Source organism: Nostoc sp. DedQUE05, assembly GCF_034530955.1.
GTDB lineage: Bacteria > Cyanobacteriota > Cyanobacteriia > Cyanobacteriales > Nostocaceae > Nostoc.
The window spans coordinates 15,925-35,104 of record NZ_JAVRCB010000069.1; the positions used below are offsets into that span (position 1 = coordinate 15,925).

Consider the following 19,180-nt stretch of genomic DNA (forward strand, 5'->3'; position numbering starts at 1 on the left):
AGTTTAAGCGATGGGATATGCACTGTGGATGGTTTTACTAAGCTTTTTTGCGAGTTGCCCAACGAGCGATGATACTTGTGATTAGAACCATCAATACCAAAATTAAAGATGCTGCCCAAGCTAGAGATTGCCAATTTTTAAACGGAGAAATGGCATATTTGTAAACCAAAACAGCCAGAGAAGCTGTTGGTTGGAATAAACCATCTGGCCAAAAGTTAGAAAATAGAGCAGTAAATAGCAAAGGTGCAGTTTCTCCAGATGCTCTGGCGATCGCTAGCGTTGCCCCAGTTACAATAGCTGGTAAAGCTGCTGGTAAGACTACTTGACTTACAGTTTGAAAGTTAGTCGCTCCCAACCCTACAGAAGCTTGTCGCAAATCTTGCGATACTAACTGTAACGCTTCATCAGTAGTTCGCAGAATAATTGGCAACATCAAAATTGCCAGTGCAAACCCTCCAGCCAGAGCTGAATACGATCCTAAATTCAACTTTACCATTGTCAAAACTACAATCCCATAGGCAAATACCCCAGCAATAATTGAAGGGACTCCACTAAGGACGTTAGCTGCAAAACGCACCCATCTAGCTACTCTTGCCGAACTAAATTCTGTGATGTAAATCGCCCCTAAAACTCCAAAGGGGATACTAATCAAAGCCGCAATTCCTACCATCAGCAGCGTACCTAAAATTGCATTACCAAAGCCTCCTCCTTTTTGGAGGGCTTTGGGTGGCAGTTCAACAAACACGGCTAAATTCAGACTGCTAAAGCCTTTAATAATCACGTAAGAAAGGACTGCTAGCAAAGGTAAAAGTGCCAATACTCCACAGGTAAATGCGACTACGGTCATCACTGTATTAAACAGTGTCCTTTGAGACATGGCGGAGCGAGTTAAACTGCGCTCTGGAAAATTAGAAGTCATAATTTAACCCAAAACTAAGCTATATTCGCTTGACTCTCAGAACGATCAACTCTGCCAGAATATTGACTACCAGTGTCAAAAAAAATAGAATTAAAGCCGCGTACATTAAAGCCGCAACTTGCAAACCACTTGCTTCTGAGAATTGATTTGCCAGTAGAGAAGAAATCGTATTGGCTGGTGCTAAAAGAGAAAGACTGATGTTGTTGGAATTGCCAATTAACATCGTTACAGCCATTGTTTCTCCCATTGCGCGGCCAAGTCCCAGCATCACAGCACTAACTATGCCCGAAAAGGCTGCTGGGATAAGAACTTGCAAAATCGTTTCCCAGCGGGTTGCTCCTAGTCCGATAGAGGCTTGGCGCAAGCTAGGGGGTACAGAAATCAAGGCATCGCGGGATAAAGCTGTGATGATGGGCAAAGTCATAATCGCTAAGATGACTCCCGCCGGTAACATTCCTGGCCCTGTAGGAGAAGTGCTAAAAAATGGCAGCCAGCTAAAGTAACCATTGAGCCATTTTCCCAAGCTGGTTAATATTGGCACCAAAACGAAAATACCCCACACGCCATAGACAACGCTGGGAATAGCTGCGAGCAGTTCTACCGCAAAAACCAGTACTAGCTTCACTTTTGCAGGTAAAAAATCCTCGCTCAGTACAATTGCAGTACCAACCCCAATTGGCACTGCTATCAGCAGACCAATAAAAGAACTCACGAGAGTTCCATAAATTTGGGGTAGCACCCCATAGCTATCATTAACCGGGTTCCAAGTGGTGTTGACTAGAAAGCCAGCACCAAACTTTTGGATAGCAGGCCAAGAGGCAATTGCAACCTGCGACCCAATCCATAATAAAGTACCAGCAACCCCAAAAGCGAAAATTTTAGTCAGCCAAATAAAACCCAAATCTAGGGATTTTTCGGCGTCAGAGCGATTTTTCATCGCTGATGACAGATTTTGAGAATTTGTAGTCATGAATACCGACTTTCAGAATAAAATCAGAGAAAAATATGGGAGGCAACCAGATTAGTAAAATTGCTGCCTCATCATCTATTTAAACTGACTTATACAATAGTAACTCCGTATCCAAAGTTACTACTGGATAGGCATGTTTTATTGCTTGCTTACTTGCTAGCGCTATTACCACTGGCAACAGAAATTTTGTACTCTGGACTGATTTGGTCAGCAGCAGCAGCTACCTTTGTAATCACATTTGAGGGTAAAGGAACATATCCTAATGCACTAGCTTGCTTCTGTCCATCAGTTAAAGCGTATTCGATCGCAGCTTCAATCGCCTTGGCTTTTGCTGCATTGGGATATTTCTTGTAAGCCAAAATCCAGGTGTAAGTGACGATAGGATAGGAATCAGCCCCGTCGGGATCGGAAATGAAGGAGCGGAGATTTGCGGGTAGAGCTACTGATTCGAGAGTTTTAGAAGCTGACTCTTCACTAGCTACAACAAACTTACCGCCTTTATTTTCCAAAGCAGCAAACTTGAGACTATTTTGTTTGGCATAGCCATACTCGACATAACCAATGGAACCTTGAGTTTGTTGGATTTGGGCAGTAACACCCTCGTTACCTTTAGCACCTACTCCCTTAGGCCAGTTGACGGTTTTGCCTTCACCAACTTTATTCTTCCACTCAGGGCTGATAGCGCTGAGGTGTTTTGTGAACACACCCGTGGTTCCGCTACCATCTGAACGATAAACAACTGTGATTGACTCTTTTGGAAGCTTTGCACCTGGGTTAGCCTTGGCAATTTGGGCATCATCCCAAGACGTGATTTTGCCTAGTAGAATATCGGCGTAAACGGCTCGTGGGAGCTTGAGTTCTGGAACATCAGGCAAGTTGTAAGCCAGCACGATGCTACCAGCAGTTACAGGCAGTAAAATAACACCCCTATCTGCTGGTACTTTTTGGATTTCTTCATCCTTCATTGCGACATCGCTGGCACCAAAGTCTACAGTGCCTTTGATAAATTGTTCAACTCCAGAACCGCTACCAACTGATGCATAGTCAACTTGCAGATTGGGATATTTTTTGTTTAAATCTGTGAACCAGGTATCGTACAGTGGTGCCGGAAAAGACGCACCAGCCCCGCTTAACTTTACGGTTCCGCCAAGGTCTAATTTAGCTGGGCTAGAAGCAGTAGTATCTGTAGCAGTGCCAGAAGGCGTATCTTTGGTGGCTGTACCATCTGGTGTTTGCTGTCCGCCACAAGCTGCTAGGCTGATTGTCAGTGCTAACACTGAAATTGAACCTGTGAGGCGATGAGTTTTTATTGCACTAAGACGTAAGAGCATCGCTATCAATTTTTTAGTAACTTTTCAGGTGAGCGTTTCTAAGATACTCCTAAAGGACAGCAATAAAGATTAACAATAGGTTAATAGAACAAAAAATGCTTGTTTTTTTTGATGAAGAACAAACCCTTATTTTTAGTTTTGCTTGATAATTTTTATACTCTTACTTAATTCTCAAGTTACATCTAGCACTGGGTTAAGTAGCTCATACGCATTTACAAAACTTTATTATTAGAGTAAATTCTTTGGCTCAGTTGTGAAAAAATTTTAGTATGGAATAGCGCTTTTGCTTTGTATCCAATACACTTCTACCTCTCCTAAAAGGATAAAGGCTGTGAATATTATTTCACTTCCTTGGGAAGTGGCTGTTCTTGTTAGGTCTGTATTAGACTCAACTGATAAGCACTATAAATATTAAGCACTTTATAGCTCAATTTAGGCAATTATCTGAAAAAATAGTATAAATACCAAGCTCAATAATGTAGATTTTACTGTATTTTCGGTCAAATACCAGAATTCAGAACACACCTCAGTTAATAAAATTAGACAATAGACACCTAAGCTGAAATTCGTAAAACTGAAAAGTTACATACCAAAAAGGCAAAAGAAAATATGCTAGTTCTTAAGATGTCAGCACAAATTTTATTTCAATATTAATGAATATACTAGTTGCTGTTGATTTTCCCTTTTGCTTTTCCTTGGTTGCCTGATAAATGTTTGCTGCTTCCAATCAATTACTATGGTCTATGATTGGCTTACTCCTGACAATGGGTGGTACATTCTTAGAAGTTTATGGCATCACCTTTCCTTGGACTTGGAGTCAGCACGGAATTCAGACTTTTTCTTTAGGTGTCACTTTTCAAATTGGCGCAGTATTGTTGGTGGGTTGTTTAGGAGGCAAAAATGCGGGTGCGCTCTCGCAAATTGCCTATTTAGTCATGGGATTAACCTTATTACCAGTATTTGCCGATGGCGGCGGTATTGGTTATGTGAAGTTGTCTCAGTTTGGCTATCTACTAGGTTTTATTCCTGGAGCTTGGATTTGTGGCTTAGTTGCTTTTAAAGCGAGACCTCGACTAGAAACTCTTGCCTTTAGTTGTGTCTGTGGCTTATTAACTCTCCACCTATGCGGTATTACTTATTTAATTATTAGCTATTTTTTTCAGTGGAAAGGCACAGAAAATCTAACCTTGATACAAGCAATCCTTAGATATTCCTGGTTTGCACTACCAGGTCAACTAACCGTGGTCTGTGCAGTTAGTGTAATAGCATATATATTGCGTCACTTAATGTTTTATTAGTTCATTGCCTTTCGTCCTTTGTCATTTGTCAAAAGCTCATGACCAATGACCAATGACTAATGACCAACGACCAACGACCAATGACTAATTCGCCATGCATTTAAAAAATCGTCTTTTCTGGATCGCTGCTTTCATTGCTTTTTTCTTAGACCAAATAACAAAGTACTGGGTAGTACAAAGCTTTAGCTTGGGACAGACACTACCACTCTTACCAGGTATCTTTCACTTTACGTATGTCACTAATACTGGTGCGGCTTTTAGTCTGTTGAGTGGGAAAGTAGAGTGGTTGCGCTGGCTATCTTTAGGAGTGAGTTTAGTGTTGATAGCATTAGCGTTAATTGGTCCAACATTAAATTTGTGGGATCAATTAGGCTATGGCTTGATTTTAGGTGGAGCTATGGGTAACGGTATCGATCGTTTTGTTTTAGGCTACGTCGTTGATTTTCTTGATTTTCGCCTGATTAACTTTGCTGTATTTAATGTGGCAGATTCATTTATTAGTATCGGTATTGTTTTCCTGTTAATTGCTTCCTTCCAAAAAACACCGACTTCAACTGGCAGATCCCATTAAACTATTAAGCCTGGGATGATTAATCCCAGGCTATTGACTTAGTGAAACCCTTGCTCAGTCTTATATGCGAAGACTTTACTTATAAGGTTTTTATCAATTTTTATTTGTCACTTAACACCAGTTATCCAAACTGGTGCAAGAGATCGCGAAAGATGCACCGACGATCGCTGATGGCAAACCATTATTTAGATTATGCCCCAGCTTTAAATTTAGTTACCTGTGGTAGGAGTTTTTGGTGAACTAGAGCCAGGAGTACTGGGAGAGCTACCGGGTTCGAGGCTGCTGCCAGGAGTGCCAGGAGTGCCAGGTTGTTCTGGTGTAGTTGAGCTACCTGGTTCGGTAGTGCTGCCAGGAGTAGTAGGTGCGCTTTCAGGAGTGTTTGGGCTTCCTGATGGTGGAGTTAAGTTGCTAGGTGCGCCTTCAGGAGTGGTTGAGCTTCCTGGTGGAGTTAAGTTGCTAGGTGCGCCTTCAGGAGTGGTTGGAGTAACGCTTCCTGGTGGTGGAGTTAAGTTGCTAGGTGCGTCAGGTGCCGATGGGGTTGTGCTTCCTGGTGCTGGAGTGGTTTCGGGAGTACCAGATCCAGAAGGAGTGCTTCCTGGTGCAGTTGTGCTGTCAGGAGTGGTGGTGCTATCAGGCGTTGTTGTTTCTGCTGGTGTTGTTTCTGCTGGTACTGTAGTACTACCAGGAGCGCTAGGGGTGAGTGCTGTGCCGCCGGGACAACGTGAATTAAGTGGAAAATTCTCGCACAGAATTTTCTTACCTTCTGGTGACAGCTTGATTTCCGCTGGTGCACTAGTGGAGTCGGTACTAGATTGGGCTATGGGGGATTTACTGGATTCGGCTACAGCAATATTAGTGGTAAGTGCCAAAGATAAAGCTGTACCAATCAAGCTCAGAGATTTTCCCATCATTTCTCAAATTAACCTCAACAGAACACTCGCCCCATTAAAGCAGATAACCAAGATTTAGAAAATCCTCCTAAATGAAGATATTTAGGTTTGTTTCAGAATATGTGGATATGTAAAATTGGTAAAAATTAAATCAGTTATTTATTGACAACTAGTGTTTCAAAAGACACAAATAAAAAGTATATCTGTAGTTCTTGAACTATTTATACTAGCTTATATAAGCTTTTGAAAATAATATGCAAAAATATTTGTCTATATAAAAAAGTGATTAAAGTTACAACATTACTTTAGCTTTAACATAAATTAAAGTATAAATTAGCTCAAAAAGTTACGTATAGCTAATTTATGCTTTGGCTTATGAGTAAAATGATGAAAGACTAACATCTAAAATTGATTGTAATTCGCCCGATTCTTTATTAAAAACTGTGATGTGAATAGCCGATGAGTTCTCCCCAACCCCCTCACAAGCCACAAACGTTACTAGGTCAACTGACTCAAGCAGTACATACGATTCAAGCTAGGGTCGATTTTTCAAAATTGGCGCTCAAGCCTAATGCCAAAGTACCAGAACTTTGGGTGCAGGATGCGGGGGCGGATAAAGCAGAAGTATATCCACTGTTGGGCGATCGCTATATTCTCGGTCGTAGCTCGAAATCCAGCGATATCGTTATCCGTAACCCTGTTGTCAGCCAAATTCACCTCTCATTATCGCGGAATTCTAGTCAGCGCACACCAGTTTTCACGATCAAAGACGAAAACTCCACCAATGGCATTTATCGTGGCAAACGTCGTGTTAGTTCTCTAGAACTGCGTCACGGCGATATTCTGACTCTGGGACCCCCAGAACTAGCCGCTTCTGTACGGTTGCAATATGTCGATCCACCAGAATGGTATGTCAAAGCTGCAAGTTGGACAGCTTATGGAGTTGGTGGTGTCAGTGCGCTGTTAACGTTAGTGATTGGCGTCGAATGGCTAAAATTTTCAGTCAAACCTTTACCAACAGCAACACGCGCCCCAGTAGTTGTTTACGCCCGTGATGGAGCCACTCCTCTGAGAGAACCTCGGACAATCTCTCATGTAGACATGAAGCGATTAGAGGAATTTGGCCCTTATTTGCCTGCTGCGGTAGTGGCTTCAGAAGATAGTCGTTACTACTGGCACTTTGGGGTCGATCCTCTGGGGATTTTACGAGCTGTGTTGATTAATAGCCGCACCGGAGATGTGCAACAAGGAGCCAGCACTGTCACTCAGCAAGTTGCCCGCAGTTTGTTCCGCGAGTATGTAGGCAGACAGGATACCCTTGGTCGGAAATTGCGGGAGGCAGTTGTCGCCCTAAAACTCGAAACATTTTACAGCAAAGATGATATTTTGCTGATGTACTTAAATCGGGTTTTTTTGGGAGGAGATACCTCTGGCTTTGAGGATGCAGCCCGATATTACTTTGAAAAGTCGGCTAAAGAATTAACTTTGGCAGAAGCAGCAACATTGGTAGGAATTTTACCAGCACCCAACGCCTTCGATTTTTGTGGGGATGGGCCTAATAAACTAGAAGCGGCTGAATACCGGAATCGTGTGATTAAGCGGTTGTTGGAGATGGGCAAAATTAAAGCAGAGGATGCGAACCGAGCTAGACGCTCCACTGTCCAAATTAGTCCTAAAGTCTGCGAACAGCAAGCTAAAACGATCGCACCTTATTTTTACAGTTACGTCTTCTCTGAACTCGAATCAATTTTGGGGGAGGGAGCTGCAAGAGAGGGAAACTATATCATTGAAACCAAGCTCGATCCAACCATACAGAGACAAGCAGAAGCAGCGTTGAATAATTCGGTGAACAACTCTGGTAGAACTTTTAATTTTTCTCAAGGGGCGCTAGTCACTCTTGACTCTAGTACGGGCAGTATATTGGCAATGGTAGGCGGGACTGATTACAAAAAAAGTCAGTTCAATCGTGCTGTTCAAGCCAAAAGACAACCAGGTTCCACCTTCAAAATCTTTGCTTACACCGCCGCTATTCAACAGGGAATTTCGCCATCCAACAGTTATTCCTGCGCGCCTTTAACTTGGCAAGGCTTTACTTATAAACCCTGTCGTGCTGGTGCTGACACTAGTTTAGATATTGCCACCGGACTGGCGCTTTCAGAAAATCCCATCGCCTTGCGAGTTGCCAGACAAGTTGGGCTGGATAAAGTTGTAGCAATGGCGCAGCGTTTGGGAATAAAATCAAACCTAGATCCAGTTCCCGGCTTGGTACTGGGTCAAAGTGTAGTTAATGTTTTGGAAATGACTGGTGCTTTTGGCGCTATTGGCAATCGCGGTGTGTCGAATCCTCCCCATGCCATTAGCCGAATTTTAGACAGTGGTGATTGCAGCGATCGCAATGATATCAAAACCTGTCGTGTAATCTACTCCTTCGACCAAGATCCAGGTGCCAACAAACGAGTGTTGACAACTAATGTCGCCGATGAAATGACTGGTTTGATGCGCGGTGTAATCGCCAGAGGTACTGGTCGTAGTGCTGCCATTGGACTAGGGGAAGCTGGTAAAACAGGCACGACTGATAAAAACGTTGACTTGTGGTTTATTGGTTTTATCCCCAGTCAGCGACTTGTAACTGGCGTTTGGCTGGGAAACGACAATAATTCCCCGACATCTGGTAGCAGCGCTCAAGCAGCTCAATTATGGGGAAATTATATGCGGAGAATTACAAGGTAATTGGGCATTGGGCATTGGGCATGCCCCATACCCAATTACTGATATCCCTTCCAAGGAGTGACTTCAAGCTTGCCGTTAGGCTTGAATATCACTTGAAAGTGGGCTAGAGGTTCTTTGTCATTGGGAGGAGCTACATTAGAACCATAGATGTCGTTAAACATCTTAGGAAGAGGTGTTTCTCGGAAATAATCAAATGCGACTTGATTAAGTGGTTCATAGTCAGCAATTACACCATCTTTGTTGACTGCTACTCGATATTTTAAATCTCGCGTAAAGGTGGGGGTGCCACTCCAGGTTTGACGAACTGTATTATAAAGCTTTTGATTTAAACCTTTAGTGATATTAGAGTCAGTAATTTTAGCACCGACTACCTCTGGTGTCTTAGCATATCCTCGCCAAGGGCTAACTTGCAGCACACCATTTGTAGTAAACACTATTCGGAATTGGGCGATTGGTTCATTAGAAATGGGAGCGCGGTTAGCAGGATTATAAAGTAGGTTAGGCAGAGGAGTTTGCCCGACTTCTTGATTGGCCTCTTTATTCACCGCTTTATAACCAACGATCGCTCCATCCGCAGCTACACCTAAACGATAGATTAAATCCTGTTGCAATCCTGAACGCTTAGTCCAAGCTGGATGAACTTGGTTATACACTTGACGATTCAATGCACGCAGCTGGGATGGATCGGTAATTTCTGGAACTGTATTTAAAAGTGCTTCTAAATCTTTAACTACTGGCTTTTGATCGGCTGTGGGTGGTGTCGTCGGTGTTGCAGCTGCGATGGGTGTTGCAGCTGCTGATGCTGGAGGATTAAGGTTGTTTGTTGTAGAGCTAGATTGTTCATCTGGTTTAGGCTGTGGTGGACGAATTTGGGGAGGTGGAATCAAGTTAAATGCGATCGCTGCTACTGCTAAACTTGATACTCCTATGGCAGCAGGAACAGCCTGCCTGATTACAGCCTGACTAGCACCGCCATAGCGTCTAGTAACTGGTTGTAGTTCTAGAGATAATTCTGGTAAAGTCTGAGTATCAGCAAAAAACTGATCTACTGCTTCTACTAAATCAAACAACTGTACCGTATTCAAATCTATTTCAATCGGCGGACGTTTAGAATTATTAGAGCGATCAAACCCCTCTGGAGCATTCTCTGAATGTATGATTAACCTGTGGCGGTTGCCGTCAATTTTTTGAAACTCTACTAGCTCCGATTCCTGGTTGTGTGCTTGCGGATTGGGTACAGTACTCAGAAATTCTTGAGCATAACCACTAACAGCCCTCACCAAACTTTCAAAAAATTCTCGCCCTCCCGTTAAAGGTTGATTGTAACCAGATAAATAGCATTCTGCATTTACCAATATTGATAATTCTGGGCGCATTTCCTGAAACTGTGCAGCCCTAGTGACATCACTTAACCCTTCTAAAAGAAGAGTACAATTAGGTAGACTGTACTTACGTTGAATATTCATTCTACTTCACCGTCAAAAAGACTAATCCAGAACCGCTGCATTCCAGCAGTACCAGTACAAAATAGTAATTGTCCTAACAAATTTATTGCTAGCGCATCTAATTTTTCATCAGAAGTTAATGCGAGTACACCAGAACGTCGAGCATTCATCCGGCTTTTAAAATGCGCTCTAAACCGCTCTAAATAATTAGATAGCCGCAAATTCTGTTCTAATGGAATCTGTTTTTCTTCCATTTGTTGACATATCATTAATAACTGACGGATGACAACAGTTAAACGCCGTGCTATATAGCAAGCAATGACCACCAAAGCTTTTGCTTCCATAATAGTTAAGGGACGGCGTATGTGCGCTCTTCGTAGCGGGTTAGAGCTACGCATCCGCCATAAATTCACCCTGTCTTTAACAATTCCTTTAAGATCCAACTCTTGAGCAAAAGCCAGGATTGCTTCCGAACCACCAAGTTCTAAAGCTTCAATTGCCAGTAAAATCAGGTCAATTTGCAGCCTGGTTCTCCGAGGACACGTTTTGGAAGCGATCGCAGGATCTGGTAAAGTGTCCAGAATCATCGGCAGTGAGTCTTGGGTTGGACTGTTGAACGGCGTTAAACTTGCTGAAACATTCATTCTATAAATACCTTGTGCGGTTCCAACAGACTAGATAAAACAAATTTAAGATCGGTAGCCAAGACTTGAGCCTTAGACTTGTGGCAGTAGCATGACTACCTGATATATACATTACTTAACTCTTTCTACTCAAAGTTTTCCCTATATTGAAATCAAAATTTTAAAACATAACTAAATTCACCTCATTTCTTAGTGAAATACCTTTTATAGCTTGGTTTAGATTCTAATTATCGTCAATGAAGAGCGAAGCTTCAGCCTTTATCCCCACTTGACCCCCAGCGTATGACATTATAGTGTACGATTTTTCAGGTATCTGAAATTGGGCATTGGGCATTGGGCAAAACAGTGTTGAGTGCTAAGTGCTGTTAGCGATAGCGGGGCGTTTAGCTCGTGCTGAGTGCTGAGTTAAAAGTTAAGAGTTATTCTCCCCTCCCCCCCACTCAGCACTCGAAACTCGGAACTCAGTATTCTTGAGGGGCATTGAACATTGGGCATTTGTCAATAATCAATAGTTCTTCTTCCCCTGCTTCCCTTGCTCCCTCACTTCCCCACTCTCCATGCCCTATGCCCCATGCCCCATGCCCCATTCCCTAATCCCTATTTTATGGATTTAAAGTCTCTCGTTCGTAACATTCCAGATTTCCCGAAACCCGGAATTTTATTTCGGGATATTACTACGTTACTGCGCGACCCAGAGGGACTGCGCTACACTATTGACTTTTTAGCACAAAAATGCCATGAAGCTGGAATAACAGTTGATTATGTCATTGGTATGGAGTCGAGAGGATTCATTTTTGGTTCGCCTCTGGCTTATAAATTAGGAGCTGGTTTTATTCCCATCCGCAAAAAAGGGAAGTTACCAGCAGCCGTTCACTCAATTGAATATCAACTAGAGTATGGTACAGATTGCCTAGAAGTGCATCAAGACGCTTTACACCAAGGTAGCCGAGTTTTGATTGTCGACGACTTGATTGCCACAGGTGGGACAGCAAGTGCCACAGCTAAATTGGTGCAGAAAATTGGCTGCGAACTAGTAGGATTTGGGTTTATTATCGAGCTACGGGATTTACAAGGGCGTACACATTTACCGGACGTGCCGATTATCTCTTTAATTGAATATTAGTCATTAGTCATTGGTCATTAGTCATTAGTCAGTAGAAAAACAACAGACAAATGATGAAGGACAAAGGACAAATGACAAATGACAAAAGACAAAGGACAAAATATAAATGACATCTACGAAAATTTCCTTGGAGACAGGTCGGGATTGGCTAATCAGGCTAGTCACGAGCGAAACTTTTGTTTATGTGGCAAAGCGGCTATTGCAGGCACTGCTAACTTTGTTGTTAGCGTCAGCGTTGTCGTTTTTCATCATTCAACTCGCTCCTGGTGATTATGTAGATACGCTACGGCAAAATCCGAAGATATCTCCTGAAAGAATTGAGGAAATCAAACGGCAGTTTGGTCTAGATAAGTCTTGGCCAGAGCAATTTGGGCTGTGGCTATGGCGAATCTTGACCAAAGGGGATTTTGGCACGAGTTTTATTTATCAACGTTCAGTGGCATCGCTGTTGTGGGAACGAGTACCAGCGACTTTGCTATTAGCGATCGCATCTTTAATTGTCACATGGGCGATCGCCATCCCTTTAGGGATCTTTGCCGCTGTCAAACAAAATAGGCCAGCAGACCGGATTTTACAAGTGATTAGTTACGCAGGACAAGGCTTTCCTAGTTTCATCACTGCTTTAGCGCTGCTGGTTTTAGCCCAAATCACCTCACCATTTTTTCCAGTGGGTAGCATGACTAGCATCAATCACTCAGAACTGTCGTGGTTTGGCAGAATCTTAGATATCGGTTGGCACATGATTTTACCCACCATCGCACTCTCAATTACTAGTTTTGCGGGTTTGCAACGCATCACTCGCGGCGAATTATTAGATGTCCTGCGTCAAGATTACATCCAAACGGCTCGTGCCAAAGGTTTACCAGAAAACCGCGTCATCTATGTTCATGCACTGCGCAACGCTATAAATCCCTTAATTACTTTATTAGGTTTTGAATTAGCTGGTTTATTAAATGGTGCCTTCATCGCCGAATTTTTCTTCAACTGGCCTGGTTTAGGGAGATTGGCTTTACAGGCTTTACAAGCTCAAGATTTATATTTATTAATGGCAAGCTTGGTTATGGGCGCAGTATTGCTGATTGTTGGCAATTTAATCGCCGACTTGATGCTCAAAGCAGCCGATCCACGCATTCGCCTAGAAAATCTTAATTAGCAGCAATTCTAAAATTCAAAAAATCAAAACTTATTGGGCGTTTTCCAGAGTTCTGTCAACTATAAAACAACAAAAAGATAGCCAGAGTGCGGATGTTGTTGAAGAAAGTGTTGCTTATTCCTCATCCTAGAATTTGGCTACTCTCAGTTTCAAGCTATTTCTGTACGCTGCAAAAAATTGTGAATTGCTGTTTCACTAATTATTTTACTAAGATTTAGACTTAGGTTTTTGCACTCGTGTATTTAAAAGTTTTTTCTAAGCGGGCGGCGGGAATCGAACCCGCATTAATAGCTTGGAAGGCTATAGTTTTACCACTAAACTACGCCCGCAAATTTCCAACTTTATAAGTTTAACACAGTTTTTGTAAAAATTCAAGCATTTAGTTGGAATTTGCGGGTTGCATTTTGATCCTGACATACAAATTGCTCAATTCTGGTTTTGTGCCATCGTTATTGTGGGCAGCAAGAAAGTTTTCTGTTTTGAAAACTTCCCTCAAGACTTGCTCGTATGTACTTTTTTCACTTTGCAGTTTTGCTGGTTCTATTTCTAGAACTACAGCCTGTTGAAAGTTGCCATTCTGATCGATTATCAAGCTAGCCAAAAGTTGTGCTGGTTCAAGTTCCGAATTGGGGACAAGAAAACTTGGGTCTAATTGTTTTGTGTTGCTTCCCCTGTATAAAGCGATAACATCGGGTAAAGCATCTTGTCGGAATCCTTTTGATTGTATCAAGCTAATCACTTGATCTCTAGATAAGGGAGCTACTATTGCTACCGATGCTCCTCCAGTCGAAGTTGCTGGAGTTTCTCTAGTCGAAGGCGCTGGAGTTTCTCTAGTCGAAGGCGCTGGAGTTTCTCCAGTCGAAGGCGCTGGAGTTTCTCCAGTCGAAGGCGCTGGAGTTTCTCTATTTTCAGGTTCTAAAACTGGTCGATTTGATGGAATACCTGTTGGTAGTTGTGTTCCCTTTCCCAGTTTAATTTCTTGACGACGCTTCCAGGGTAAGTTACCGATTGGAACTGTAGGTGTCGGCGTGGCTTTAGCTATAGGTGTCGGTGTGGCTTTAGGTGTCGGTGTCGGTGTGGCTTTAGCTATAGGTTTCGGCGTGGCTTTAGGTGTAGGTTTCGGTGTGGCTTTAGCTATAGGTTTCGGTGTTGGCGTGGGGACTATCTGCTGTCTAGAAGGTTCGCTATTAGGTTGAGAGGCGTAAATTCGGCTCTTTCTCTGGAGATTTTCAGAAGCATTTATTGCGCCAATATCTTCATTTCTAGGCGTAGTTCGTGCTGTTTGTGATGAACGTGCTGGTACAGACTTTTGACTAGAGGATAGTGGCTTTGACGAAACTATTTTGGCTGTTGATTTTGATTTAATTGTTGATGTTGTTTTAGGAGCAATGTCTATCAATTCAACGGGAACAGCAGATTGATTTTGCTGGGGAAACCACAGACTAAATGCATTAGATGAGCGCATCAGCCAGAACACCAGCAAGTGCAGAGAGACTGAACTAACAACGACAAAAATCCACAAACCTGGTGGATCGGTGTGTCGTCTCCAGACCTTGGCTGGAATTGGAGTTTTGTCTGCAACCGATGGTGTCATATTATATAAACTGGATATGATTATGCACTTTTACTCATTGGTAATGCTTTAAAATACCAGTCTAAATTTTAGCGATTAACCATTACCTCTGGTGAAACAGCAAAAGTCAAAACTGTTTCATCTACTCCTTTAAGTTCTAGCGGACTCCCTTTAGTAATTTCTCCTTCCTGCAAATAATCTGCTACGGCAGCAGAAACTAGAATCGTACCGGGAACAGCGGCAGCTTGCAACCTTGCGGCAATATTGACACTTGGGCCAATAGCAGTATAATCGGCGCGTTCAGCGCTACCAAACATTCCCACAACAGCAGTACCTTGGTGAATACCACACCGGAACTGTACACTAGTAAGTTTGTCGCTATCGAATACACCTTGCTCTCGCCAGCGCTGGTTCAAGTCAGCCAGTGAGTGGTGCATTGCTCTTGCTGTATTAATGGCACGACGCACTTGTTCGTTAGGGGTTAGTTCTTCCGGCGCTCCATATAAAGCTAAGATAGCATCTCCCATAAATTTATCTACAGTGCCGCCATTGCTAAATACAACTTTGGTCATTGCTTCTAAATATTCATTTAGCAGCTCTGCAACTCGTCGGGATCTGAGAGTATTTGCTAGCTGTGTAAAACCCACAATGTCGCTAAACAAAACTGTAATTAAGCGTGGTTCTGGGCGCAAATCTAACGTTAAGTCTCCGGTTGCGGCTTTTTGCACCAATACAGCAGGCAAAAAGCGCTTTAGCACCGATTCTGTTAGATAAGTATTTAACTCGACAATTCGCCGTTCATTTTCTTTCAACGCTAAAAGATTGCGAACTTCCGCCAAAAGTTCCCGATCGTTGAATGGTTTTGCTAAATAAGCGTCCGCGCCATGTTCTGTACCTTCGATGCGGGTTTCTTCATCTACTTTCGCTGTCAGCAGAATGATTGGTGTTCCTTTCAACGTCTCCTCATTGCGGATCATCTGAATCATCTCAAGTCCGCTCACCAACGGCATCATTAAGTCAGTCACAATCAAGCTGGGTAGAATTTCCTTCGCTCTACTGTGCCCTTCATGACCGTTACGAGCTGTCTGTACATGATAGCCATTACGGCGGAAAATTTCAGATACATAGGTTCGCAAATCGGGGTTGTCATCTACAACTAAAATTGAGTGCTGAGTCTTATGTGCTGAATCTTGAGTATCAACATTGGGGGACAGGTTTATTGTAATATCTTCAATATTGTCTGTTGTTGACTCTACTAGTTCTAAATCAGCTAATTCTACGCTAGCGCGGTTTGTATTCAGTTCAGTAGGCGTTTCTAGTACTTGCTGTGCATGTAAATGAGCATTTCCAGTCACCAGCCATAAACTAAAAGTAGTACCTTCACCATAAACTGATTCCACAGTGACTTGACCACCATGTAATTCTACTAATTCTTTAACTAAAGCTAAACCCAAACCACTGCCTTCATAGGAGCGGTTTGCTGAACCTTCAGCTTGGCGAAAGCGCTCAAATAGGTGGGGAATTTGTTCTTTAACAATACCAATTCCAGTATCTTGCACTTGTAATATGCAGCGATCGCGCTCAGATTTTAGTCTGACACTGATGGTGCCACCTTCAGGAGTAAACTTCATGGCATTTGACAAGAGGTTATAAACCACCTTGTCAAATTTTTCCATGTCCAAGTACACCGTCGAACACTCATCTAACTGAGTAACGAGATGCAGTCTCTTTTTCTCACAATAAGGACGAAAAGATTCAACTATTTGGCTGACAAATTCGACTAGATCGCAGGGATGGAAGCTAGGCTGCATTCTCCCCGCATTCAGGCGTTGTAAATCCAGGAGTTGATTTACCAGTCGCAGCAGGCGGCGGGAGTTACGCAGGGCGATCGCACTTTGGGAGTAAGATAATCCCTCACCAGCCGCCACCGCCGACTCTAAAGGCCCTTGAATCAAGGTGATGGGTGTACGAAACTCATGGGAAATATTTTGGAAAAATTCAGTTTTTTGTTTGTCTAATTCTAGTAAGCGTTCAGCTTGTTGGCGAGTTTTTTGATACAAGTGTGACTGCTGCACAGCGATCGCGGCTTGCGCTGCCACTGCTTTCGCCAAATCGATATCAGATGGCAACCATTGGCGTACTTTTTTACCTTCATGCAAAGTAATACTACCGATACATTTACCATCAGCCAATAATGGCACAAACATTAGCGATCGCGCTGGCATTTTTAAAGGTAAATCAAAACCCCGCACATCTGAGGGAGAATGGCTTACATTACCAATTACCACAGGTTCATGTGTCTGTAGCATTTGTTGGAGGATGGGATTTTCCTGAATCGATGCTTGAGAATAGGGTAATCTCTGGTTTGATAAGTGATGATTGCTACTTGAATTATTATCTGGGGCTGGCGCTCTTAAATTTTCTAGATGTTGAAAACTGTCATACAAACCCACACACTCAACAAATTCATCTTCCTCTGTCCACAAAGACAAGACGCACCCATCAACTTGTAAAGCTTGTCCCAATTGTTGGGTAATAGCCGCAAAGATATCTTGAGGATCTAAGCTAGAGCGAATCGCGCTAGTAATTGTATTAATCAAGCTCTCTCGCTTGGCAAGAGCACGTACTTGTTCGTAAGCATAAGCTTGAGATAAAGCTAAGGCTGCCTGATCCGCTACCATCAACACTAACTGCACCTCATCCTCACCCCAGAAGCGAGGAACAGAACACTGGTGCAGTGCTAGCACTGCCATCAGTTCTTGTTGGCAGATCAATGGCACAACTAAACTAGAACAAATGTTAGCAGCAGCAAAAGCTTGCCCCCGTTCGCGCAGTTCGGGAGTGTTACCGTGAATGCGCTCATCATCGATCGCATCGTGAATCACCTGGACTTCACGGGTTTCCCATACCGTCTGAGCCAAAAGAGGCAGAGGAGTTGCAGAGGATATAGCGGGCAGAGGGGAAAGACTTACTGCCACTTCCCCTTTGCTCTCCTGCACCTCTGCCTCTTCAGAAAGAGGCTTCTGATAAATAAACCCTTTATCCGCCAACTGCTCATCTTGGAAGGGACGTAGCAGACAAACATCCACCTCCAACATGTCACCCACTGTATCTACAATTGCTTGCAAAATTTGTCTGTAGTCTAAAGCACTGCGAATCGTATTGGTAACAGTATTCAGCAGCGATTCTTGACGGAGTGTGCGGGTAAGTTCGCGGGTTCTAGCTTTGAGGACATTGTGGGTATCCAAAGCTTGGCGTACCACTGCTTTGAGTTCCTCCGCTTCCCACGGTTTCGTGACATACTTAAATACCTTACCAGCGTTGATTGCTTCCACCAAGTCTTCGACATCGGTGTAGCCAGTTAAAATTATCCGAATAATATCTGGATATTGAGTTGCTGTTAGGCTCAAAAATTCTGTACCGCTCATCATTGGCATCCGCTGATCGGAGATGATCACCGCGATCTCTCCCTCTTGAGCCAGCAGATCGAGGGCCGCAGGGCCAGAGGTTGCCCTTAGCACCTTATAATCACGATAAAAAGTGCGGTAAAGCAAGTCAAGGTTGTCTGGTTCATCATCGACAACCAAAATTTTAGGCTTACTGTTTGCTTGGGATTTCATGCACCGCTTTCCTGCTGCAACGGCAGTCGGATAAAGAATAATCTGATCAGGTAAGGATTTTTCTGAGTCAGGTAAGAGCAGAGCATTTCGACCAATAGGGCTGTTTGGCTACATGACTGCTGAGTGTATGAGCGTTTACTCACAGTAATTCGTCTCAATTGCTTGTGCCGATTACCGTTTGCGTTGGTGCAGGGTAATTGCTTTCATTGTCAGTTTTAGTGTTATAGAGTCGACGCTTGCTTGCCAAATCTTTTTTCACCTCCTGTGAGCAATGTCTGATAATACATACAGCGCTCATAGCCAGCAGAAAAATCCAGATAAAGCTGCATATTAAGTTTTCCCTCCACAGTTGTTGTAATAACACTTGCAGGTAAATTTTATTTATGGTAGTCATGGTAGAGCCAGCAAAATTAAAACAATAAGATTTAAAGCCAAAGTATACTATTAGACAAATACCTCTTTCTAATTTAGCAATCAGAACTATCATTAAGACAAGTGGTAAGTGGTTGAGGAGTTAGAGATTAGGGATTAGGAAACCTTACAGATTCTTGTCACAGTAACTGTACAGCTTACTTCTAGGACTTAGTAGCAAAGTAGTATCAGTGTGCGGTAACTGCAAAAAACAAGTTCAGTACTGTAACCAAGGGTAGTTTGAAACCAGAGTTTGCCAATAGTGTACTTACTTAACAATTTTGGAGATGCTGCTTACAGATAAGTTATGCTATTCCTCTGCCCACTCGCTGAAAGCTCTATCACTTTAGAGATGTTTTTGTGGTAATCAGTTTGATATTCTGTCTACCTAAAAGAAGGTATGCAATGAATATACTGGGTTTAAATAGATTTATGAAGTTGTAACTCCTAAGCTCGACTTTATCCATTTTTAATTCAATCAAGCAGCGTAAACAGCAATATC

The 19,180-nt window shown here is 42.8% G+C and carries 13 protein-coding genes and 1 tRNA gene; 6 read left to right on the forward strand and 8 right to left on the reverse strand.

Annotation, left to right across the window (positions count from 1 at the left end; translation table 11 throughout):
* Window positions 1–37: 37 nt before the first annotated feature.
* The 3 genes from pstA to pstS all read right to left on the reverse strand — a co-directional run bounded on the left by pstA (window position 38) and on the right by pstS (window position 3,220).
* On the reverse strand, window positions 38–919 hold the full coding sequence (pstA, locus tag RMZ42_RS32480; RefSeq protein ID WP_322675291.1) for a phosphate ABC transporter permease PstA: 882 nt from the start codon (window positions 917–919) through the stop codon (window positions 38–40).
* Window positions 920–938: 19 nt separating this feature from the next.
* Entirely contained in the window at window positions 939–1,889 is a 951-nt protein-coding gene (pstC, locus tag RMZ42_RS32485) for a phosphate ABC transporter permease subunit PstC (protein WP_322675292.1), read from the reverse strand.
* A gap of 149 nt (window positions 1,890–2,038) precedes the next feature.
* Entirely contained in the window at window positions 2,039–3,220 is a 1,182-nt protein-coding gene (gene pstS, locus RMZ42_RS32490) for a phosphate ABC transporter substrate-binding protein PstS (RefSeq protein ID WP_322675293.1), read from the reverse strand.
* 710 nt (window positions 3,221–3,930) lie between these two features.
* Between pstS and RMZ42_RS32495 the strand changes: the two genes are divergently transcribed.
* The 4 genes from RMZ42_RS32495 (at window position 3,931) to RMZ42_RS32510 (ending at window position 8,709) form a co-directional block, all read left to right on the forward strand.
* A complete protein-coding gene (locus RMZ42_RS32495; RefSeq protein ID WP_322675294.1) occupies window positions 3,931–4,518 on the forward strand; it encodes a biotin transporter BioY in 588 nt (195 codons plus the stop codon).
* 94 nt (window positions 4,519–4,612) lie between these two features.
* Window positions 4,613–5,089, forward strand: a complete 477-nt coding sequence (gene lspA, locus RMZ42_RS32500; protein ID WP_322675295.1) for a signal peptidase II — start codon at window positions 4,613–4,615, stop codon at window positions 5,087–5,089.
* A gap of 219 nt (window positions 5,090–5,308) precedes the next feature.
* A complete protein-coding gene (locus RMZ42_RS32505) occupies window positions 5,309–6,058 on the forward strand; it encodes a hypothetical protein (RefSeq protein WP_322675296.1) in 750 nt (249 codons plus the stop codon).
* A 380-nt stretch (window positions 6,059–6,438) separates the two neighbouring features.
* Window positions 6,439–8,709: a transglycosylase domain-containing protein gene (locus tag RMZ42_RS32510; protein ID WP_322675297.1), complete on the forward strand. Its 2,271-nt coding sequence runs from the start codon at window positions 6,439–6,441 to the stop codon at window positions 8,707–8,709.
* A gap of 35 nt (window positions 8,710–8,744) precedes the next feature.
* Here the strand turns inward: RMZ42_RS32510 and RMZ42_RS32515 are convergent, their stop codons facing one another.
* Window positions 8,745–10,175 (reverse strand): DUF4335 domain-containing protein, encoded by a 1,431-nt coding sequence (locus tag RMZ42_RS32515; RefSeq protein ID WP_322675298.1) that lies wholly within the window; start codon window positions 10,173–10,175, stop codon window positions 8,745–8,747.
* Complete coding sequence (locus RMZ42_RS32520) at window positions 10,172–10,798, reverse strand: DUF3038 domain-containing protein (RefSeq protein ID WP_322675299.1); 627 nt, start codon at window positions 10,796–10,798, stop codon at window positions 10,172–10,174. Before RMZ42_RS32520 ends, RMZ42_RS32515 begins: the two co-directional genes overlap by 4 nt.
* A gap of 604 nt (window positions 10,799–11,402) precedes the next feature.
* On the opposite strand from RMZ42_RS32520, the gene RMZ42_RS32525 reads away from it, so the two are divergent.
* Together RMZ42_RS32525 and RMZ42_RS32530 are read left to right on the forward strand one after the other, a co-directional pair.
* Entirely contained in the window at window positions 11,403–11,921 is a 519-nt protein-coding gene (locus RMZ42_RS32525) for an adenine phosphoribosyltransferase (RefSeq protein WP_322675300.1), read from the forward strand.
* Between the two features lie 106 nt (window positions 11,922–12,027).
* Complete coding sequence (locus tag RMZ42_RS32530; protein ID WP_322675301.1) at window positions 12,028–13,074, forward strand: ABC transporter permease; 1,047 nt, start codon at window positions 12,028–12,030, stop codon at window positions 13,072–13,074.
* A gap of 258 nt (window positions 13,075–13,332) precedes the next feature.
* Here the strand turns inward: RMZ42_RS32530 and RMZ42_RS32535 are convergent.
* The 3 genes from RMZ42_RS32535 to RMZ42_RS32545 form a co-directional block, all read right to left on the reverse strand.
* Window positions 13,333–13,403, reverse strand: a tRNA-Gly gene (locus RMZ42_RS32535).
* A 50-nt stretch (window positions 13,404–13,453) separates the two neighbouring features.
* A complete protein-coding gene (locus RMZ42_RS32540; RefSeq protein WP_322675302.1) occupies window positions 13,454–14,668 on the reverse strand; it encodes a hypothetical protein in 1,215 nt (404 codons plus the stop codon).
* Between the two features lie 68 nt (window positions 14,669–14,736).
* Complete coding sequence (locus tag RMZ42_RS32545) at window positions 14,737–18,267, reverse strand: response regulator (protein ID WP_322675303.1); 3,531 nt, start codon at window positions 18,265–18,267, stop codon at window positions 14,737–14,739.
* Window positions 18,268–19,180 lie beyond the last annotated feature (913 nt).